The sequence below is a fragment of the Pseudomonas fluorescens genome, from assembly GCF_900636825.1.
Taxonomy (GTDB): Bacteria; Pseudomonadota; Gammaproteobacteria; order Pseudomonadales; family Pseudomonadaceae; genus Aquipseudomonas; species Aquipseudomonas fluorescens_BG.
Map to the genome: position 1 here is coordinate 5,233,696 of NZ_LR134318.1, position 13,022 is coordinate 5,246,717.

A 13,022-nucleotide genomic window follows, 5' to 3' on the forward strand; every position below is an offset into this window, starting at 1 on the left:
GGATGCTTAATAATTGAAAGTCTTGACCAGCAGCAGATCACCGATTGCCCGCAGGGGCACGATGAAGGTTTCGCGTTTTTCGTCGACGGTGTTTTCGTTGAGCACCAGAGTGATTTGCGAGATGATCACCTCGTTCTGGTTGCTGGTCTCCTCGAAGTTATAGCCGCCGTTGCCGAAGTTGCCCCAATAGTTGACGTAAACCAGATAGGTACCATGCAAGGGTGCAGTCATGGTGAACATTTCCGGCCCGGGGCCATCGACGCCATCCGGATCGAGGCCGCCACCGTTGCTCAGCGCCGGACGTGCCCAGAACGCATGCTGGCCGTCAGGCGTGACGATATGCAGATCAAGTTCGGCTTTCGGATCGTCCCAGCCCAGGACAAGACGAATCCGCGCCGGCGTGCGTAGATTGTTGGCTTCATAAAACTGCACGCGCTTGAGCGACTGGCCTTCGGCGCTGATTACTTCGACGCTGTTGGAGCCGGCGCCGAATGCGTAAGGCCGGGCGAAACGACCCTGATCGTCGGTGTACAGGTTCAATGGATTGCCGTTAACGGCGAGGCTGTGCGGCGGACGCATGGGCCCGAGAGCCTTGAGCTGGCCCTGGATCATCGTACGATTGCGCTGGATGCCGCGATCGATCGGCGGCGTCGGGTAGGCGACCTGCGGATTTTCCGAGCGGTCGAGCAAACCGTGATAACGCCAGCCGCCGACCGGCTCAGACAAGTCCGCACTCGGCGCCGCCCACAGCGCAGGCGCGCAGGCGAGGCCGATCAGCAGCAAAAGAAATGAACGCATGTGACGCCTCCTGCCATGCCTTGAACGAAACCTTGCACCCGATCCTCGGCGCTTCACAGCGATGAACTGCGTTCCGTTTGATAGACCCGAGACTGTCGGGTCGTAGAAGCCGCGAAGATTAGCGATTCGGCAGTTTTTTAACAATCGGAGACAGGTGCGATTGCTGTAGGAATGACGCCTTTTGAGTAGACGGTGAGCCGAATAGCCGGCATATTCGGCTCACCCAGTGAGCCGAATAGCTTATTTATTCGGCTCACGCTTGCAGGAAAGAACCGATGACCGCGCACTGGATCTGGCAACAACCCGATTGGCCCGACTTCAACTGGCAGGCCGAGCGCCTCGCACCGCTGCTGCGCGAGTGCGTACAGACGCAAGGCAGACTCATGGGCATGGCCAGCTCGGCTAGCGATTCGATAAGCGCGCAGAGCGAACTCGATGCGTTGCTACAGAACATCGTGACCTCTTCCGCCATCGAAGGTGAGCAACTGAATGTCGGCTCCGTGCGCTCTTCGCTGGCCCGACGCCTGGGTCTGGAACGGGTTGATAGCGAGAGCGTCAGCCAGCGTAGCGAAGGGTTGGCGCAGTTGCTGCTCGATGCCACCCACGGCTTCGACAAACCGCTGACGCTTGCCCGATTGCTGGAATGGCACACATGGCTGTTCCCGGCCGAAGAAGCGACGTTCAGCGCCCGGCCCATGTTCGTCGGTTCTTTGCGCGGCGACGAACCGATGCAGGTGGTATCCGGGCGACTCGACCGTCCAACGGTGCACTTCGAGGCCCCACCGCGCCAAGGGTTGGAACAGCAACTCGAGCGATTTTTGAGCTGGTTCGAAACCAGCCGCGATCAGCTTTCCCTGGATCCGCTGTTACGCGCAGGCATCGCTCATTTCTGGTTTGTCACCCTGCACCCATTCGATGACGGCAATGGGCGTCTGACTCGCACCATTACCGATCTTGCATTGGCTCAAGGCGAAGCGCAGGCGATCCGTTTTTACGCGATGTCCACCAGCATTCTCGAGGATCGAGCCGGCTATTACCGAATCCTGGAATCCAGTCAAAGGGCCACGCTCGATATCACCGAATGGCTGAGCTGGTTTTTGCAGACTCTGCTGCGCAGCCTCCAGCAAGCCATTACTCGGATCGACTCGGTATTGGGCAAAACCCGCTTCTGGCAGGCGCACCGCGAATCCGATCTTTCCACGGAGCAGATCAAAGTGCTCAATCGCTTGCTTGATGGCGGTGAGCGCGGTTTCGAACAGGGCGTCAGCGCAGGGCAATACCAGGCCGTTGCGAAAGTGTCGAAAGCCACCGCAACCCGACATCTCGCGCAATTGCTGGAGAAAGGCTGTTTGCAACGGTTGCCAGGCGGCGGACGCAGCACGCGTTACAAAATCAATTACCCGAACTGAACCACACAGAGCCCGCTGGACCGCTCAACAGGCCCGATCTAACCGGTTGAACTGTCAAATTGCGGTGGCTGGTTTGGGGTTGCTGCGCAACCCAGCGGGAGCAAGCTCCCTCGCCACTGTGATACGGGGCGACAGCAGCACCCTCATTTGCCCATACCCCCCCTATCTGCTAGTGTCGCGCCGGTTTAACGTCTACCGGAAATTGCCGCCATGGCCCGCAAAAAAGCTGCACTGGATTTCGAACAATCCCTCGCCGACCTGCAAACACTGGTCGAGCGTCTGGAGAACGGTGAATTGTCGCTGGAAGACTCGCTGACCGCTTTCGAGCAGGGCATCGGCCTGACCCGTGACTGCCAGGCAGCGCTGGCGCAGGCCGAGCAGAAGGTGCAGGTGCTGCTGGAGCGCGATGGCGAACTCGCCGAGGAACCCTTCGACGCGGAACAGCCAGAATGATTGCGGCGTATACGGCGACCAGCCAGGCCCGGGTCAATGCGGCGCTGGAAACCCTGTTCGATGCGCCGCTGCCGGAATTGGCGCGCCTCTACGAGGCCATGCGTTACAGCGTGATGAACGGCGGCAAACGTGTTCGCCCGCTGCTGGCCTACGCCGCATGCGAGGCGCTCGGCGGCAAGGCCGAACAGGCCAACGGTGCGGCCTGCGCCGTTGAACTGATTCATGCCTATTCGCTGGTTCACGATGATTTGCCGGCGATGGACGACGACGATCTGCGTCGCGGCCAGCCGACCACGCACAAAAAATTCGATGAAGCCTGCGCCATTCTTGCAGGCGACGGCTTGCAGAGCCTGGCCTTCAGTGCCCTGCTCGACCCGCGCCTGAGCGATTGCGCCAGCGACATCCGCCTGCACATGGTCACCGCGCTCGCTCAAGCAGCAGGCCCGGCGGGCATGGTCGGTGGTCAAGCCATCGATCTCGGTTCGGTGGGCCTCAAACTTGATCAGAAAGCCCTCGAACAGATGCACCGGCACAAGACTGGCGCGCTGATTGAAGTCAGCGTCAAACTCGGCGCACTGGCCAGCGGCCGCGCTCAACCCGGTGAGCTACAGGCGTTGCAGACTTACGCACAGGCCATCGGTCTGGCGTTTCAGGTGCAGGACGACATCCTCGACGTCGAAAGCGATACCGCCACCCTCGGCAAACGCCAGGGCGCCGACATCGCTCGTGACAAACCAACTTATCCGGCCCTGCTCGGCCTTGACGCGGCCAAGACCTATGCGCTGGAACTGCGCGATCAGGCGCTGCACGCCCTGCGACCGTTTGACGCGGCGGCCGAGCCTTTGCGCGAGCTGGCCCGGTATATCGTCGAGCGCCGCAACTGACGGCGAATCCGCCAAAAAAGACCAACGCGTGGGCAGGGGCCGATGCATCAGGTAAACTGCCGCATCTTCTATACCTATAACGATTCGCCTGATGCCCACGACGTTTCATGAGATTCCCCGCAAGCGCCCGACCACGCCCCTGCTCGACCGCGCGAACACGCCGGACGGCCTGCGCCGGTTAGGCGAAGCCGAGCTGGAAACCCTGGCCGATGAGTTGCGCCTGGAATTGCTCTACACGGTCGGCCAGACCGGTGGGCATTTCGGTGCCGGCCTGGGCGTGATCGAGCTGACCATCGCGTTGCATTACGTCTTCGACACCCCGGACGACCGGTTGCTGTGGGACGTGGGTCATCAGGCGTATCCGCACAAGATCCTCACCGGTCGCCGCGAGCGCATGGCTAGCCTGCGGCAGAAGGACGGCATCGCTGCCTTCCCGCGCCGCTCCGAGAGCGAATACGACACCTTTGGCGTCGGTCACTCCAGCACCTCGATCAGCGCCGCGCTGGGCATGGCCATCGCCGCCCGCCTGCAGGACAGCGATCGCAAAGCCATTGCAGTCATTGGTGACGGCGCGCTGACCGCCGGCATGGCGTTCGAGGCGCTGAACCATGCGCCCGAAGTCAATGCCAACATGCTGGTGATCCTCAACGACAACGATATGTCGATCTCGCGCAATGTCGGCGGGCTGTCGAATTATCTGGCGAAGATTCTTTCCAGCCGCACCTACGCGAGCATGCGCGAGGGCAGCAAGAAAGTCCTCTCGCGCCTGCCCGGCGCATGGGAAATCGCCCGGCGCACTGAAGAATATGCCAAGGGCATGCTGGTCCCCGGCACGCTGTTCGAAGAACTGGGCTGGAATTACATCGGCCCGATTGACGGCCACGACCTGCCGACCCTGATTGCGACGCTGCGCAACATGCGCGATCTCAAAGGCCCGCAGTTCCTGCATATCGTCACCAAGAAAGGCAAAGGCTTCGCCCCGGCGGAGGTCGACCCGATCGGTTACCACGCGATCACCAAGCTGGAACCACTGGACGCACCGGCCGCTGCGCCGCAAAAGGTTGGCGGGCCGAAGTATTCCGCGGTGTTCGGCGATTGGCTATGCGACATGGCTGCAGCCGATCCACGTCTGGTCGGGATCACCCCGGCGATGAAGGAAGGCTCGGATCTGGTCGCTTTCAGCGAGCGTTTCCCCGAGCGTTATTTCGACGTGGCGATTGCCGAGCAGCACGCAGTGACCTTCGCTGCCGGCATGGCTTGCGAAGGCGCGAAACCGGTGGTGGCGATCTATTCGACGTTCCTGCAACGCGGTTACGACCAGCTGGTTCATGACGTGGCAGTGCAGAACCTCGACGTGCTGTTCGCCATCGACCGCGCAGGCCTGGTCGGCGAAGACGGCCCGACCCATGCCGGCAGCTTCGATCTGTCGTACCTGCGCTGCATTCCGGGCATGGTCATCATGACCCCGAGCGACGAAAACGAACTGCGCAAAATGCTCACCACCGGCCACCTCTACAACGGCCCGGCGGCAGTGCGCTACCCACGCGGCAGCGGCCCGAATGCGATCATCGACAAGGATCTCGAGCCGATTGAAATCGGCAAGGGCATCGTCCGTCGTCAAGGCAGCAAAGTCGCGATGCTGGTGTTCGGCGTGCAACTGACCGAAGCGTTGAAAGTCGCCGAGAAACTTGACGCTACCGTGGTCGACATGCGCTTCGTCAAACCACTGGATGAAGATCTGGTGCGCGAGATCGCCGGCAGTCACGAGTTGCTGGTGACGATCGAGGAAAACGCGATCATGGGCGGCGCCGGTGGCGCAGTCAGCGAATTCCTCGCCCGCGAGAATATCCTCAAGTCGATGCTGCATCTGGGCTTGCCGGATGTTTACGTCGAACACGCAAAACCGGCGCAAATGCTCGCCGAGTGCGGACTGGATGAGGCCGGAATCGAAGCGTCGATTCGCCAGCGTCTGGCATTGCTCGACCAATAAACGCAATACCCTTGTGGGAGCGAGCCTGCTCGCGAAAGCGGACTGTCAGTCAAAGACGAACTGGCTGATACACCGCCTTCGCGAGCAGGCTCGCTCCCACATTTGATTTGTGTACACCTGAAACTCCCGTTGGACTGTCCATGAACCTCTCGCGCCTCGCCCTGCCCTTCCTCCTGTTGCCAACCGCCAACGCCCTTGCCGACACCTTCGAGCGTGATCAGGCACTGAAGCTGCCGGATGTGCTGATCTCGGCCAACCGTCAGGTCGAAGCGCGCAATGACAGCAGCGCCGCCAATACCGTATTTACCCGCGAAGACATTGACCGCCTGCAACCGAGCGACGTGCCCGATCTGCTGCGCCGCGTGCCCGGCGTGCAGGTGGCACAAACCGGCGGGCGTGGCAGTTTGCCGGGCATTTATATTCGCGGCACGCAATCGGCGCAAAGTCTGGTTCTGGTCGACGGGCAGCGCATCGGCAACTCGACCTCGGGCGACAGTAATCTGCAGCACCTGAACATTGAACAGATCGAACGCGTGGAAGTATTGCGCGGCTCGCGTTCGGTGATTTACGGCAGCGATGCGATTGGCGGGGTGATCCAGATTTTCACCCGGCGCGGCGGTGAACGAGGCTTGCAGCCGCGCCTGCACCTCGGCTTCGGCAGTCAGCAGACATGGGAACGCAGCCTCGGTTTGGCCGGGGGCGACGAGAAAACCCGGTTCAACCTCGGCGCCAGCCTCGACGAAACGGCCGGGATCGATCGCACCCACGACTCGTATCCGAGCGACAGCGATCATGATGCTTACCGCAACAAATCCGTCAGACTGAGCCTCAGCCATGCGCTGACCGACGATATTGAACTCGGCGCCAATCTGCTGGACAACCGTGGCAAAAGCGAGTTCGACAACCCGTTCGGCCGCTTCGACATGAACACTTTCGAGTCGGTGCAGCAGCAGCCGTACAGCGACTTCGATGTCAGCAGCGTCAGCAGTTATGTCGATGCCCGGGTCAACGATCTGTGGAAAACCCGCGTCGAATTCGGCCACAGCGAGAATCGGGAAAAAACCTTCGACAAGCTCAGCGATGAACGCACGGTATTCAACACCTACCGCGATTCAGTGAACTGGCAGAACGACCTGACGGTGGACGCACGCAACAGTCTGATTCTGGGCGGCGACTGGTACGAAGACCGGGTCAACAGCAGCACCGCGTTCGATGAGGACAGCCGCTGGAACCGCGCCGCGTTCATCCAGCATCGTTATCAGGCAGACAGTTTTTCCACCGAACTGGGCCTGCGTCACGACGACAACCAGCAGTTCGGTAGCCAGAACACCTGGAGCGGCACCTTCACGTTACCGTTGAATCCGGACAACGACGTGCTGCTCAGCTACAGCGAGGGCTTCCGTGCGCCGACCTTCAACGATCTGTACTACCCGGACTTCAGCAACCCGAGCCTGAAACCGGAAACCTCGAAAAGCTATGAGTTGCAGTGGCGCAGTCAGTTGAGCGACAGCAGCCGCCTGGAAGCTTCGATCTACCGCACCGACCTGGAAGACGCGATCATCTTCGGCAGCAACTCACGCCCGGAGAACGTCGCATCGGCACGGATCAACGGTTTTGAAGCGGCGCTGAAGCAGGAACTGTTCGGTTGGCAGAGCAGTGTTGGCGTGGCGATTATCGATCCGCGCGATCGCGATACCGGGCACACACTGGCACGCCGGGCGCGGCGAACGGTGAGCTGGGACGTCGACCGGCAGTTCGATCGCCTCGGTCTCGGCGCGAGTTGGCAGGCGGTCAGCGGCAGTTATGACGATCTGAATAATCAGCAGCCTTTGGGCGGTTATGCATTGTTCGGATTGCGCGGCAGTTGGGCGCTGAACCGCGAGATCAAGCTGGATCTGAAGGTGGATAACGTGCTGGACAAGGGATACAGCCGGGCGAATTACAGTTATGACGGCAGCCAGTATGGTTATCGCGAGGAAGGTCGGGCGTGGATGTTCGGCATCACCTGGACCCCGGAAATTCGCTGAGATCCAATGCAGGAGCTGCCGAAGGCTGCGATCTTCTGACCTTGCTTTTGAAGGGCGCCAGAGCGCTGAAGATCAAAATCAGAAGATCGCAGCCTTCGGCAGCTCCTACAAGGTTCACCTGTCCGGCGCGAGCAATTGGCAGAGTTTGGCGGTGGCGCTAATCATCTGCCCGCTCGGTCGCTCAAGGCCTTTGTCAGTGACCAATAGCAGTCCGCCCTGCCTGATTGCCGCAACCTGCGGCCAGACCTTCCACGCACCCAGCTGCGCCTGATCACCGGCGACAATCACCTCGGGATCACGCTGTAACACCGCCTCGATGCTCACCTGTGGCGCGGGCAGATTCAGATCAGCAAACACGTTGCGCGCGCCGCACACCGCCAGCGCGTCGCTGATGATCTGCCCGCCCCCGACGGTGAATAGCGGCTTGTCCCAGACCTGATAGAACACCCGCAATGGTTCGTCCCGGTGATAGCGCTGGCGCAGGCCGGCCAGTTGTTCGCGCAGATCCGTCGCCAGTTTTTCCCCGCGCTCAGGTCTACCCAATTGCTGCGCAATCAGTTCGATCTGCTTGGTGAGTTGTGCCAGCGAATGCGGTTCGGCGACGAAGGTGGGAATGTTCAAGCGTTTGAGCTGATCACGTTGGCCCACACTGACACTTCCTGGCCAGAGCAACAGCAAGTCCGGGTTTAGACTGAGCAAGCGCTCCATGTCGAGCTGGCCGTAGCGGCCCACGGAAGGAACATGGGCAATTGCCGCCGGCCGCTCGCCAGCATCCAGCACCCCGACCAACAGGTCTGCCGAGTCCAGCTCAACAACGATTTCCGAAAGAGACGGTGCAAGACTGACCACCCGCAAAGCGGCCAGCGTCTGGCTGCTCAGGGCGAGCAGCGCAATTGCCAACCACAGGCGACGCATCAGCCGAGTTGACGCGGGATACGGTATAGGTAAAACAGCACGGCGGTGGACAGCGCCAGCAGCATCAGCGGCACAGCTTCAAGGCCGACGAATACCGCCAGCGCGCCAATCCACGCTGGCAACGCTGCCGCGAGAAACGCCGCGCGACGGCGTGCTGCAAGGGCAATCCATGCGCCGGGTTCTTCAGGTGTATCGAGGGATTTTTGCGTGGCGATCAATGCGTGTTTGTAGCGGCCAAAAAACTTCAGACTGACAAACATCGAAGCGACCCCGGCAATGAACAAGGGCATCGCCAGCGCCGGCAGCAGGCCTTGACCTTCACCGAACAGCGCGTTCAGCACGAACAGCGGCACCAGTGCCAGCGCCAGGTATTTCCACCAGTCGACCGACAGTCGCCGCCGCACCTGGCCACGGGTCACGCGCGGTCGACCTCGCCCTGATGCTCGTTGCCCATCATGTGGTCGAGCTTGCTCGCCTTGGTGGCCAGATACAGTTTGTTGTGCGGGTTATGCCCGGTATGCAGCGGCACGCGTTCAGCGACGAGGATGCCCATGTCGGTCAAGGCTTTGACCTTGCGCGGGTTGTTGGTCATCAGCCGCAGGGATTTCACGCCCAAGTGTTCGAGCATCGGCAGGCACATGGCGTAGTCGCGCTGATCGGCAGCAAAACCCAGACGCTCATTGGCTTCAACGGTGTCGGCGCCGCCGTCTTGCAATTCGTAGGCGCGGATCTTGTTCAGCAGACCGATGCCGCGCCCTTCCTGCCGCAGATACAGCAGCACGCCACGGCCTTCGCGAGCGATCGCCTGCAGTGCGGCTTCCAGTTGCGAGCCGCAGTCACAGCGCTGGCTGAACAAGGCGTCGCCAGTCAGGCATTCGGAGTGCAGGCGGCCAAGGACTGGAGCACCGTCGGCAATTTCACCGAGGCTCAGCACGACATGCTCACGCCCGGTGCTCTCATCGAGAAAGCCGTGCATGGTGAATTGCGCAAAAGGCGTTGGCAGCTTGGAAGCGGCGACGAAGACGACAGGCACCGATGTGCTCCTGATCTATAAGACTGAAAATTCGCAGGCGGGCATTGTAACAGCAGGTTCCTGCAGACGCTTAGGCTGAATTATCGGGCATAACCATCAAAAAGTTTGATGACCAGCCCGCCAGCGTCAGTCCCGGTAGGAGCTGTCGAGTGAAACGAGGCTGCGATCTTTTTTGAGATCAAGATCAAAAGATCGCAGCGTTCCGCAGCTCCTACAAGGATTTGCGTTGGGCTTCAGTTTGCGTCAAACGGATACGGCTGCTGCCACTTCCCGAAGATCGGCTTCAGCTCGCCGCTCTTCACCAGTTCCGCCATACGCCGGTCATACAGCGCCATCAATGCACGAGCCTGTGGTGTATCAGCGAAACCGAGAAACATCGGCAGTTCCGCCAGATGCGAATAACGGTACTGCGCCGGATCCGCCGCGTCGCGCACAACGGCTTCGACCTCCGTCAGCGCATCAATGTAGTAATCCGCCCGCCCCTGTTTGAGCATCGAGAGGATTCCGCTGCGGCGCTCGATCTGGTTGAAGCGCTTGATGTTCGGCAGATAGTTTTCGTAGCGGTAGCCGCGCACCCAGGCCAGGCGATATTTGCCCAAAGTCGCCTGGGTCGCCGGCGGGCTACTGGCCAGGCCCAGCGCGTAAATATGGTCGGAATCGAAATTCCACTGCGGGTACAACACGTGCTCGGCTTCGTCGCGGTAGGAGCCGACCAGCGCGTCGACTTCCTTCAATTGCACCAGACCGATCGAGCGAGTGTACGGCACGGTGCGAATGTCCAGCTTCACCCCGGCCGGCTCGAAAACCTTGCGCAACACGTCCCAGGCCAGGCCATGGCCGTCGGCGGCGGTGTAGTCTTCCCAGTCTTCGCTGGCCAGATGGATGACTGCAGGAGTCGGCGCGGCTTCCTGCGCATGGGCGAACGTGCCCAGCAGAGCCAAAATCAACATCGCCAACCCGCGCCGCACCATCCCTTGCTTCCTCAGTTGAATCGAATCAGGCGAAAACCCACACCAACCCCTGCATCGCCAGCCAGGCGAATACACCCGCCAGCACATCGTCGAGCATGATGCCGACGCCGCCGTGCACATGCTTGTCGATCCAGCGAATCGGCCACGGCTTGAGAATATCGAAGAAGCGAAACACGAGGAAACCCGCGAGCAACCAATACCAGCCTTCCGGCACCAGCCAGAGGGTGATCCACATCCCGACCATTTCGTCCCAGACAATGCCTTCGTGGTCGTGGACCCGCAAATCGTCAGCCACTTTGCCGCACAGCCAGAAGCCGAACAGCATGGTGATGCCTAGCATCAGCCAGTAGCCCCAGTCGGGCAGCATCTGCCACAACGGAATGAAGGGCAGTGCAACCAACGAACCCCAGGTGCCTGGTGCTTTTGGCAAGGTGCCGGAACCAAAGCCGAACGCCAGAAAATGCCAGGGATTGCGCCAGACCGACGGCGGAACGAATTCGGCCGGAACCTGCTTCGGGTGATCTGTCACGGTGTCTCCTGAAAATGTTGATAACCCCGGACTTGGGGCGTGATGTCGTGCCCGTCGCGATCCAGCAGTGCAACGCCCTCGCCTTGCGTCACGCGACCAATTACATGGATCGGCCAGCCATCGGCCAGCAGCGCTGGCAACTCGGCGGACGGCAAGCTGAACGCCAGCACGTAATCATCGCCACCGCTCAATCCCGCACGTTCGGCGCCGCGTTGCCCGAGGAACGCGACTAATGCATCCGACAACGGTACACGCTCGCGTTCAATCTCAAGTCGTACCTGAGATGCCAGGGCGATGTGGCCGCAATCGGCGAGCAGGCCGTCCGAGATGTCGAGCGCCGATGTGGCTTTGCCGCGCAGCGCCTGACCGAGCGCGAGTTGCGGCTGTGGCGACCAGTAGTGATCGAGCAATGGCTGGGCAACCTCAGGCGCGGCATCGCGCTGACCGAGCACCAGCGGCAAGGCACCGGCAGCATTGCCCAGTTCGCCGCCAACGCAGAGCAGATCGCCGGGCCGCGCGCCGCTGCGGGTCAACGCCTGGCCAGCAGGGACGCGGCCAAACACGGTGACCGTCAGGCTCAACGGCCCGCGCGTGGTGTCGCCGCCGACCAGCGCCACGCCGCAGCTGTTGGCCATGCGGTTCAAACCACGGGCATAGGCTTGCAGCCAATCGGCGGTGACCGTCGGCAGCGTCAGGGCCAGGGTAAAGGCAACGGGTGCGGCGCCCATGGCGGCCAGATCGCTGACCGCGACGGCCAGCGAGCGCTGGCCGAGCAGAAACGGATCGCAGGGGTCGGCGAAATGCACACCGGCCACCAGCGTATCGGTGGAAACTGCCAGCTGTTCCCCTGCGGGAACCGCCAGCAAGGCGCAGTCATCGCCAATGCCCAGAGCAACGCCTTCGCCGCCCTGCGCACAAGGCGCGGCGGCGAAGAAATTGCGGATCAGCTCAAACTCGCCCATGGCTGACAAGAAGTGCTCAAGCGCCGATCAGCGCTTGAACGCCTTCACTTCAGCTTCACGCAGGCGCGGGGCCAGCTTGTCGAGCACGCCGTTGACGAACTTGTGGCCGTCGGTCGAACCGAACACCTTGGCCAGCTCGATACCTTCGTTGATCACAACGCGGTACGGCACGTCGATGCGCTTGAGCAGTTCCCAGGTCGACAGGCGCAGAACCGCCAGTTCAACCGGGTCCAGCTCTTCGATCGCCAGGTCCAGGCACGGCGTCAGCGCGCTGTCGATTTCGGTCTTGAATTGCGGAACCCCGTGGAGGATCTCGCGGAAGTAAGCACCATCGACATCGCTGAAATCGTTATCAACGCGAAACTGCGCTTCGATCTCGTTCAGCGATTGCCGGGCCATGTGCCACTGGTACAGCGCTTGAGTCGCGAGCTGACGGGCTTCGCGACGCTTGACGCTTTTCGAGGGCTTGCCGGCATCCGCAGGTTTCGGATCGCGCGGGTTGAAACGATCGCTATCGTCGGTAATCACTTGGCCTCCAACTGCGCCAGCAGGCTGACCATTTCCAGAGCGGACAGGGCAGCTTCGGCACCTTTGTTACCGGCCTTGGTGCCGGAACGCTCGATGGCTTGCTCGATGGAGTCCACGGTCAGGACGCCGAATGCCACCGGCACGCCGAACTCCATGGAGACCTGGGCCAGGCCTTTGGTGCATTCGCCAGCCACGTATTCGAAGTGCGGAGTACCGCCACGAATGACTGCGCCGAGGGCGATGATGGCTGCGAATTCGCCTTTTTGAGCGACTTTCTGCGCAACCAGCGGGATTTCGAAGGCGCCCGGTGCGCGAATGATGGTGATGTCGCTTTCGCTCACGCCGTGGCGAACCAGGGCATCAACGGCACCGCTGACCAGGCTTTCAACGACAAAGCTGTTGAAACGGCCCACTACCAGAGCGTAGCGGCCTTTAGGGGCGATGAAGGTACCTTCGATGGTCTTCAGGGTCATTCGTCAGTTCTCTTAAAGAGCCGGGACGCGCTTGCTACGCGTCCCTCAGT

The 13,022-nt window shown here is 61.1% G+C and carries 14 protein-coding genes; 5 read left to right on the plus strand and 9 right to left on the minus strand.

Annotated features, from left to right (window positions below; all coding sequences use genetic code 11):
* Positions 1 to 6: 6 nt before the first annotated feature.
* Positions 7 to 798, minus strand: a complete 792-nt coding sequence (locus tag EL257_RS23855; RefSeq protein ID WP_126366765.1) for a YfaP family protein — start codon at positions 796 to 798, stop codon at positions 7 to 9.
* 275 nt (positions 799 to 1,073) lie between these two features.
* On the opposite strand from EL257_RS23855, the gene EL257_RS23860 reads away from it, so the two are divergent.
* The 5 genes from EL257_RS23860 (at position 1,074) to EL257_RS23880 (ending at position 7,561) form a co-directional block, all read left to right on the plus strand.
* Complete coding sequence (locus EL257_RS23860) at positions 1,074 to 2,207, plus strand: Fic family protein (RefSeq protein ID WP_126366767.1); 1,134 nt, start codon at positions 1,074 to 1,076, stop codon at positions 2,205 to 2,207.
* A 210-nt stretch (positions 2,208 to 2,417) separates the two neighbouring features.
* Complete coding sequence (locus tag EL257_RS23865; protein ID WP_003228627.1) at positions 2,418 to 2,660, plus strand: exodeoxyribonuclease VII small subunit; 243 nt, start codon at positions 2,418 to 2,420, stop codon at positions 2,658 to 2,660.
* Positions 2,657 to 3,544 (plus strand): (2E,6E)-farnesyl diphosphate synthase, encoded by an 888-nt coding sequence (gene ispA, locus EL257_RS23870; RefSeq protein WP_126366769.1) that lies wholly within the window; start codon positions 2,657 to 2,659, stop codon positions 3,542 to 3,544. The genes EL257_RS23865 and ispA overlap by 4 nt, the downstream gene beginning before the upstream one ends.
* Before the next feature lie 91 nt (positions 3,545 to 3,635).
* Positions 3,636 to 5,534, plus strand: coding sequence for a 1-deoxy-D-xylulose-5-phosphate synthase (gene dxs, locus EL257_RS23875; protein WP_126366772.1), 1,899 nt, complete (start codon positions 3,636 to 3,638; stop codon positions 5,532 to 5,534).
* Between the two features lie 140 nt (positions 5,535 to 5,674).
* A complete protein-coding gene (locus EL257_RS23880; RefSeq protein WP_126366774.1) occupies positions 5,675 to 7,561 on the plus strand; it encodes a TonB-dependent receptor domain-containing protein in 1,887 nt (628 codons plus the stop codon).
* Positions 7,562 to 7,675: 114 nt separating this feature from the next.
* Here the strand turns inward: EL257_RS23880 and EL257_RS23885 are convergent, their stop codons facing one another.
* The 8 genes from EL257_RS23885 to ribE all read right to left on the minus strand — a co-directional run bounded on the left by EL257_RS23885 (position 7,676) and on the right by ribE (position 12,972).
* Positions 7,676 to 8,476 carry a cobalamin-binding protein gene (locus EL257_RS23885; RefSeq protein ID WP_126366776.1) on the minus strand — a complete coding sequence of 267 codons (801 nt, stop codon included), beginning with the start codon at positions 8,474 to 8,476 and terminating at the stop codon, positions 7,676 to 7,678.
* Entirely contained in the window at positions 8,476 to 8,895 is a 420-nt protein-coding gene (locus tag EL257_RS23890; RefSeq protein WP_126366778.1) for an MFS transporter, read from the minus strand. Before EL257_RS23890 ends, EL257_RS23885 begins: the two co-directional genes overlap by 1 nt.
* A complete protein-coding gene (gene ribA, locus EL257_RS23895; RefSeq protein WP_126366780.1) occupies positions 8,892 to 9,509 on the minus strand; it encodes a GTP cyclohydrolase II in 618 nt (205 codons plus the stop codon). Before ribA ends, EL257_RS23890 begins: the two co-directional genes overlap by 4 nt.
* Before the next feature lie 233 nt (positions 9,510 to 9,742).
* Positions 9,743 to 10,480 (minus strand): substrate-binding periplasmic protein, encoded by a 738-nt coding sequence (locus EL257_RS23900; protein WP_126366782.1) that lies wholly within the window; start codon positions 10,478 to 10,480, stop codon positions 9,743 to 9,745.
* 25 nt (positions 10,481 to 10,505) lie between these two features.
* Complete coding sequence (locus EL257_RS23905; RefSeq protein WP_039761886.1) at positions 10,506 to 11,009, minus strand: phosphatidylglycerophosphatase A; 504 nt, start codon at positions 11,007 to 11,009, stop codon at positions 10,506 to 10,508.
* Positions 11,006 to 11,971 (minus strand): thiamine-phosphate kinase, encoded by a 966-nt coding sequence (gene thiL / locus EL257_RS23910; protein WP_126368250.1) that lies wholly within the window; start codon positions 11,969 to 11,971, stop codon positions 11,006 to 11,008. Before thiL ends, EL257_RS23905 begins: the two co-directional genes overlap by 4 nt.
* 27 nt (positions 11,972 to 11,998) lie before the next feature.
* A complete protein-coding gene (gene nusB / locus EL257_RS23915) occupies positions 11,999 to 12,499 on the minus strand; it encodes a transcription antitermination factor NusB (protein WP_126366784.1) in 501 nt (166 codons plus the stop codon).
* On the minus strand, positions 12,496 to 12,972 hold the full coding sequence (gene ribE / locus EL257_RS23920) for a 6,7-dimethyl-8-ribityllumazine synthase (RefSeq protein WP_003228649.1): 477 nt from the start codon (positions 12,970 to 12,972) through the stop codon (positions 12,496 to 12,498). The genes nusB and ribE overlap by 4 nt, the downstream gene beginning before the upstream one ends.
* Positions 12,973 to 13,022 lie beyond the last annotated feature (50 nt).

What these genes read in the sequence shown, in the direction of transcription:
- EL257_RS23865 (WP_003228627.1), top strand. Translation starts at nt 2,418, where the DNA reads ATGGCCCGCAAAAAAGCTGCACTGGATTTCGAACAATCCCTCGCCGAC.
- EL257_RS23900 (WP_126366782.1), bottom strand. Translation starts at nt 10,480, where the DNA reads ATGGTGCGGCGCGGGTTGGCGATGTTGATTTTGGCTCTGCTGGGCACG.
- dxs (WP_126366772.1), top strand. Translation starts at nt 3,636, where the DNA reads ATGCCCACGACGTTTCATGAGATTCCCCGCAAGCGCCCGACCACGCCC.
- EL257_RS23885 (WP_126366776.1), bottom strand. Translation starts at nt 8,476, where the DNA reads ATGCGTCGCCTGTGGTTGGCAATTGCGCTGCTCGCCCTGAGCAGCCAG.
- ribE (WP_003228649.1), bottom strand. Translation starts at nt 12,972, where the DNA reads ATGACCCTGAAGACCATCGAAGGTACCTTCATCGCCCCTAAAGGCCGC.
- EL257_RS23855 (WP_126366765.1), bottom strand. Translation starts at nt 798, where the DNA reads ATGCGTTCATTTCTTTTGCTGCTGATCGGCCTCGCCTGCGCGCCTGCG.
- thiL (WP_126368250.1), bottom strand. Translation starts at nt 11,971, where the DNA reads ATGGGCGAGTTTGAGCTGATCCGCAATTTCTTCGCCGCCGCGCCTTGT.
- EL257_RS23860 (WP_126366767.1), top strand. Translation starts at nt 1,074, where the DNA reads ATGACCGCGCACTGGATCTGGCAACAACCCGATTGGCCCGACTTCAAC.
- EL257_RS23880 (WP_126366774.1), top strand. Translation starts at nt 5,675, where the DNA reads ATGAACCTCTCGCGCCTCGCCCTGCCCTTCCTCCTGTTGCCAACCGCC.
- ispA (WP_126366769.1), top strand. Translation starts at nt 2,657, where the DNA reads ATGATTGCGGCGTATACGGCGACCAGCCAGGCCCGGGTCAATGCGGCG.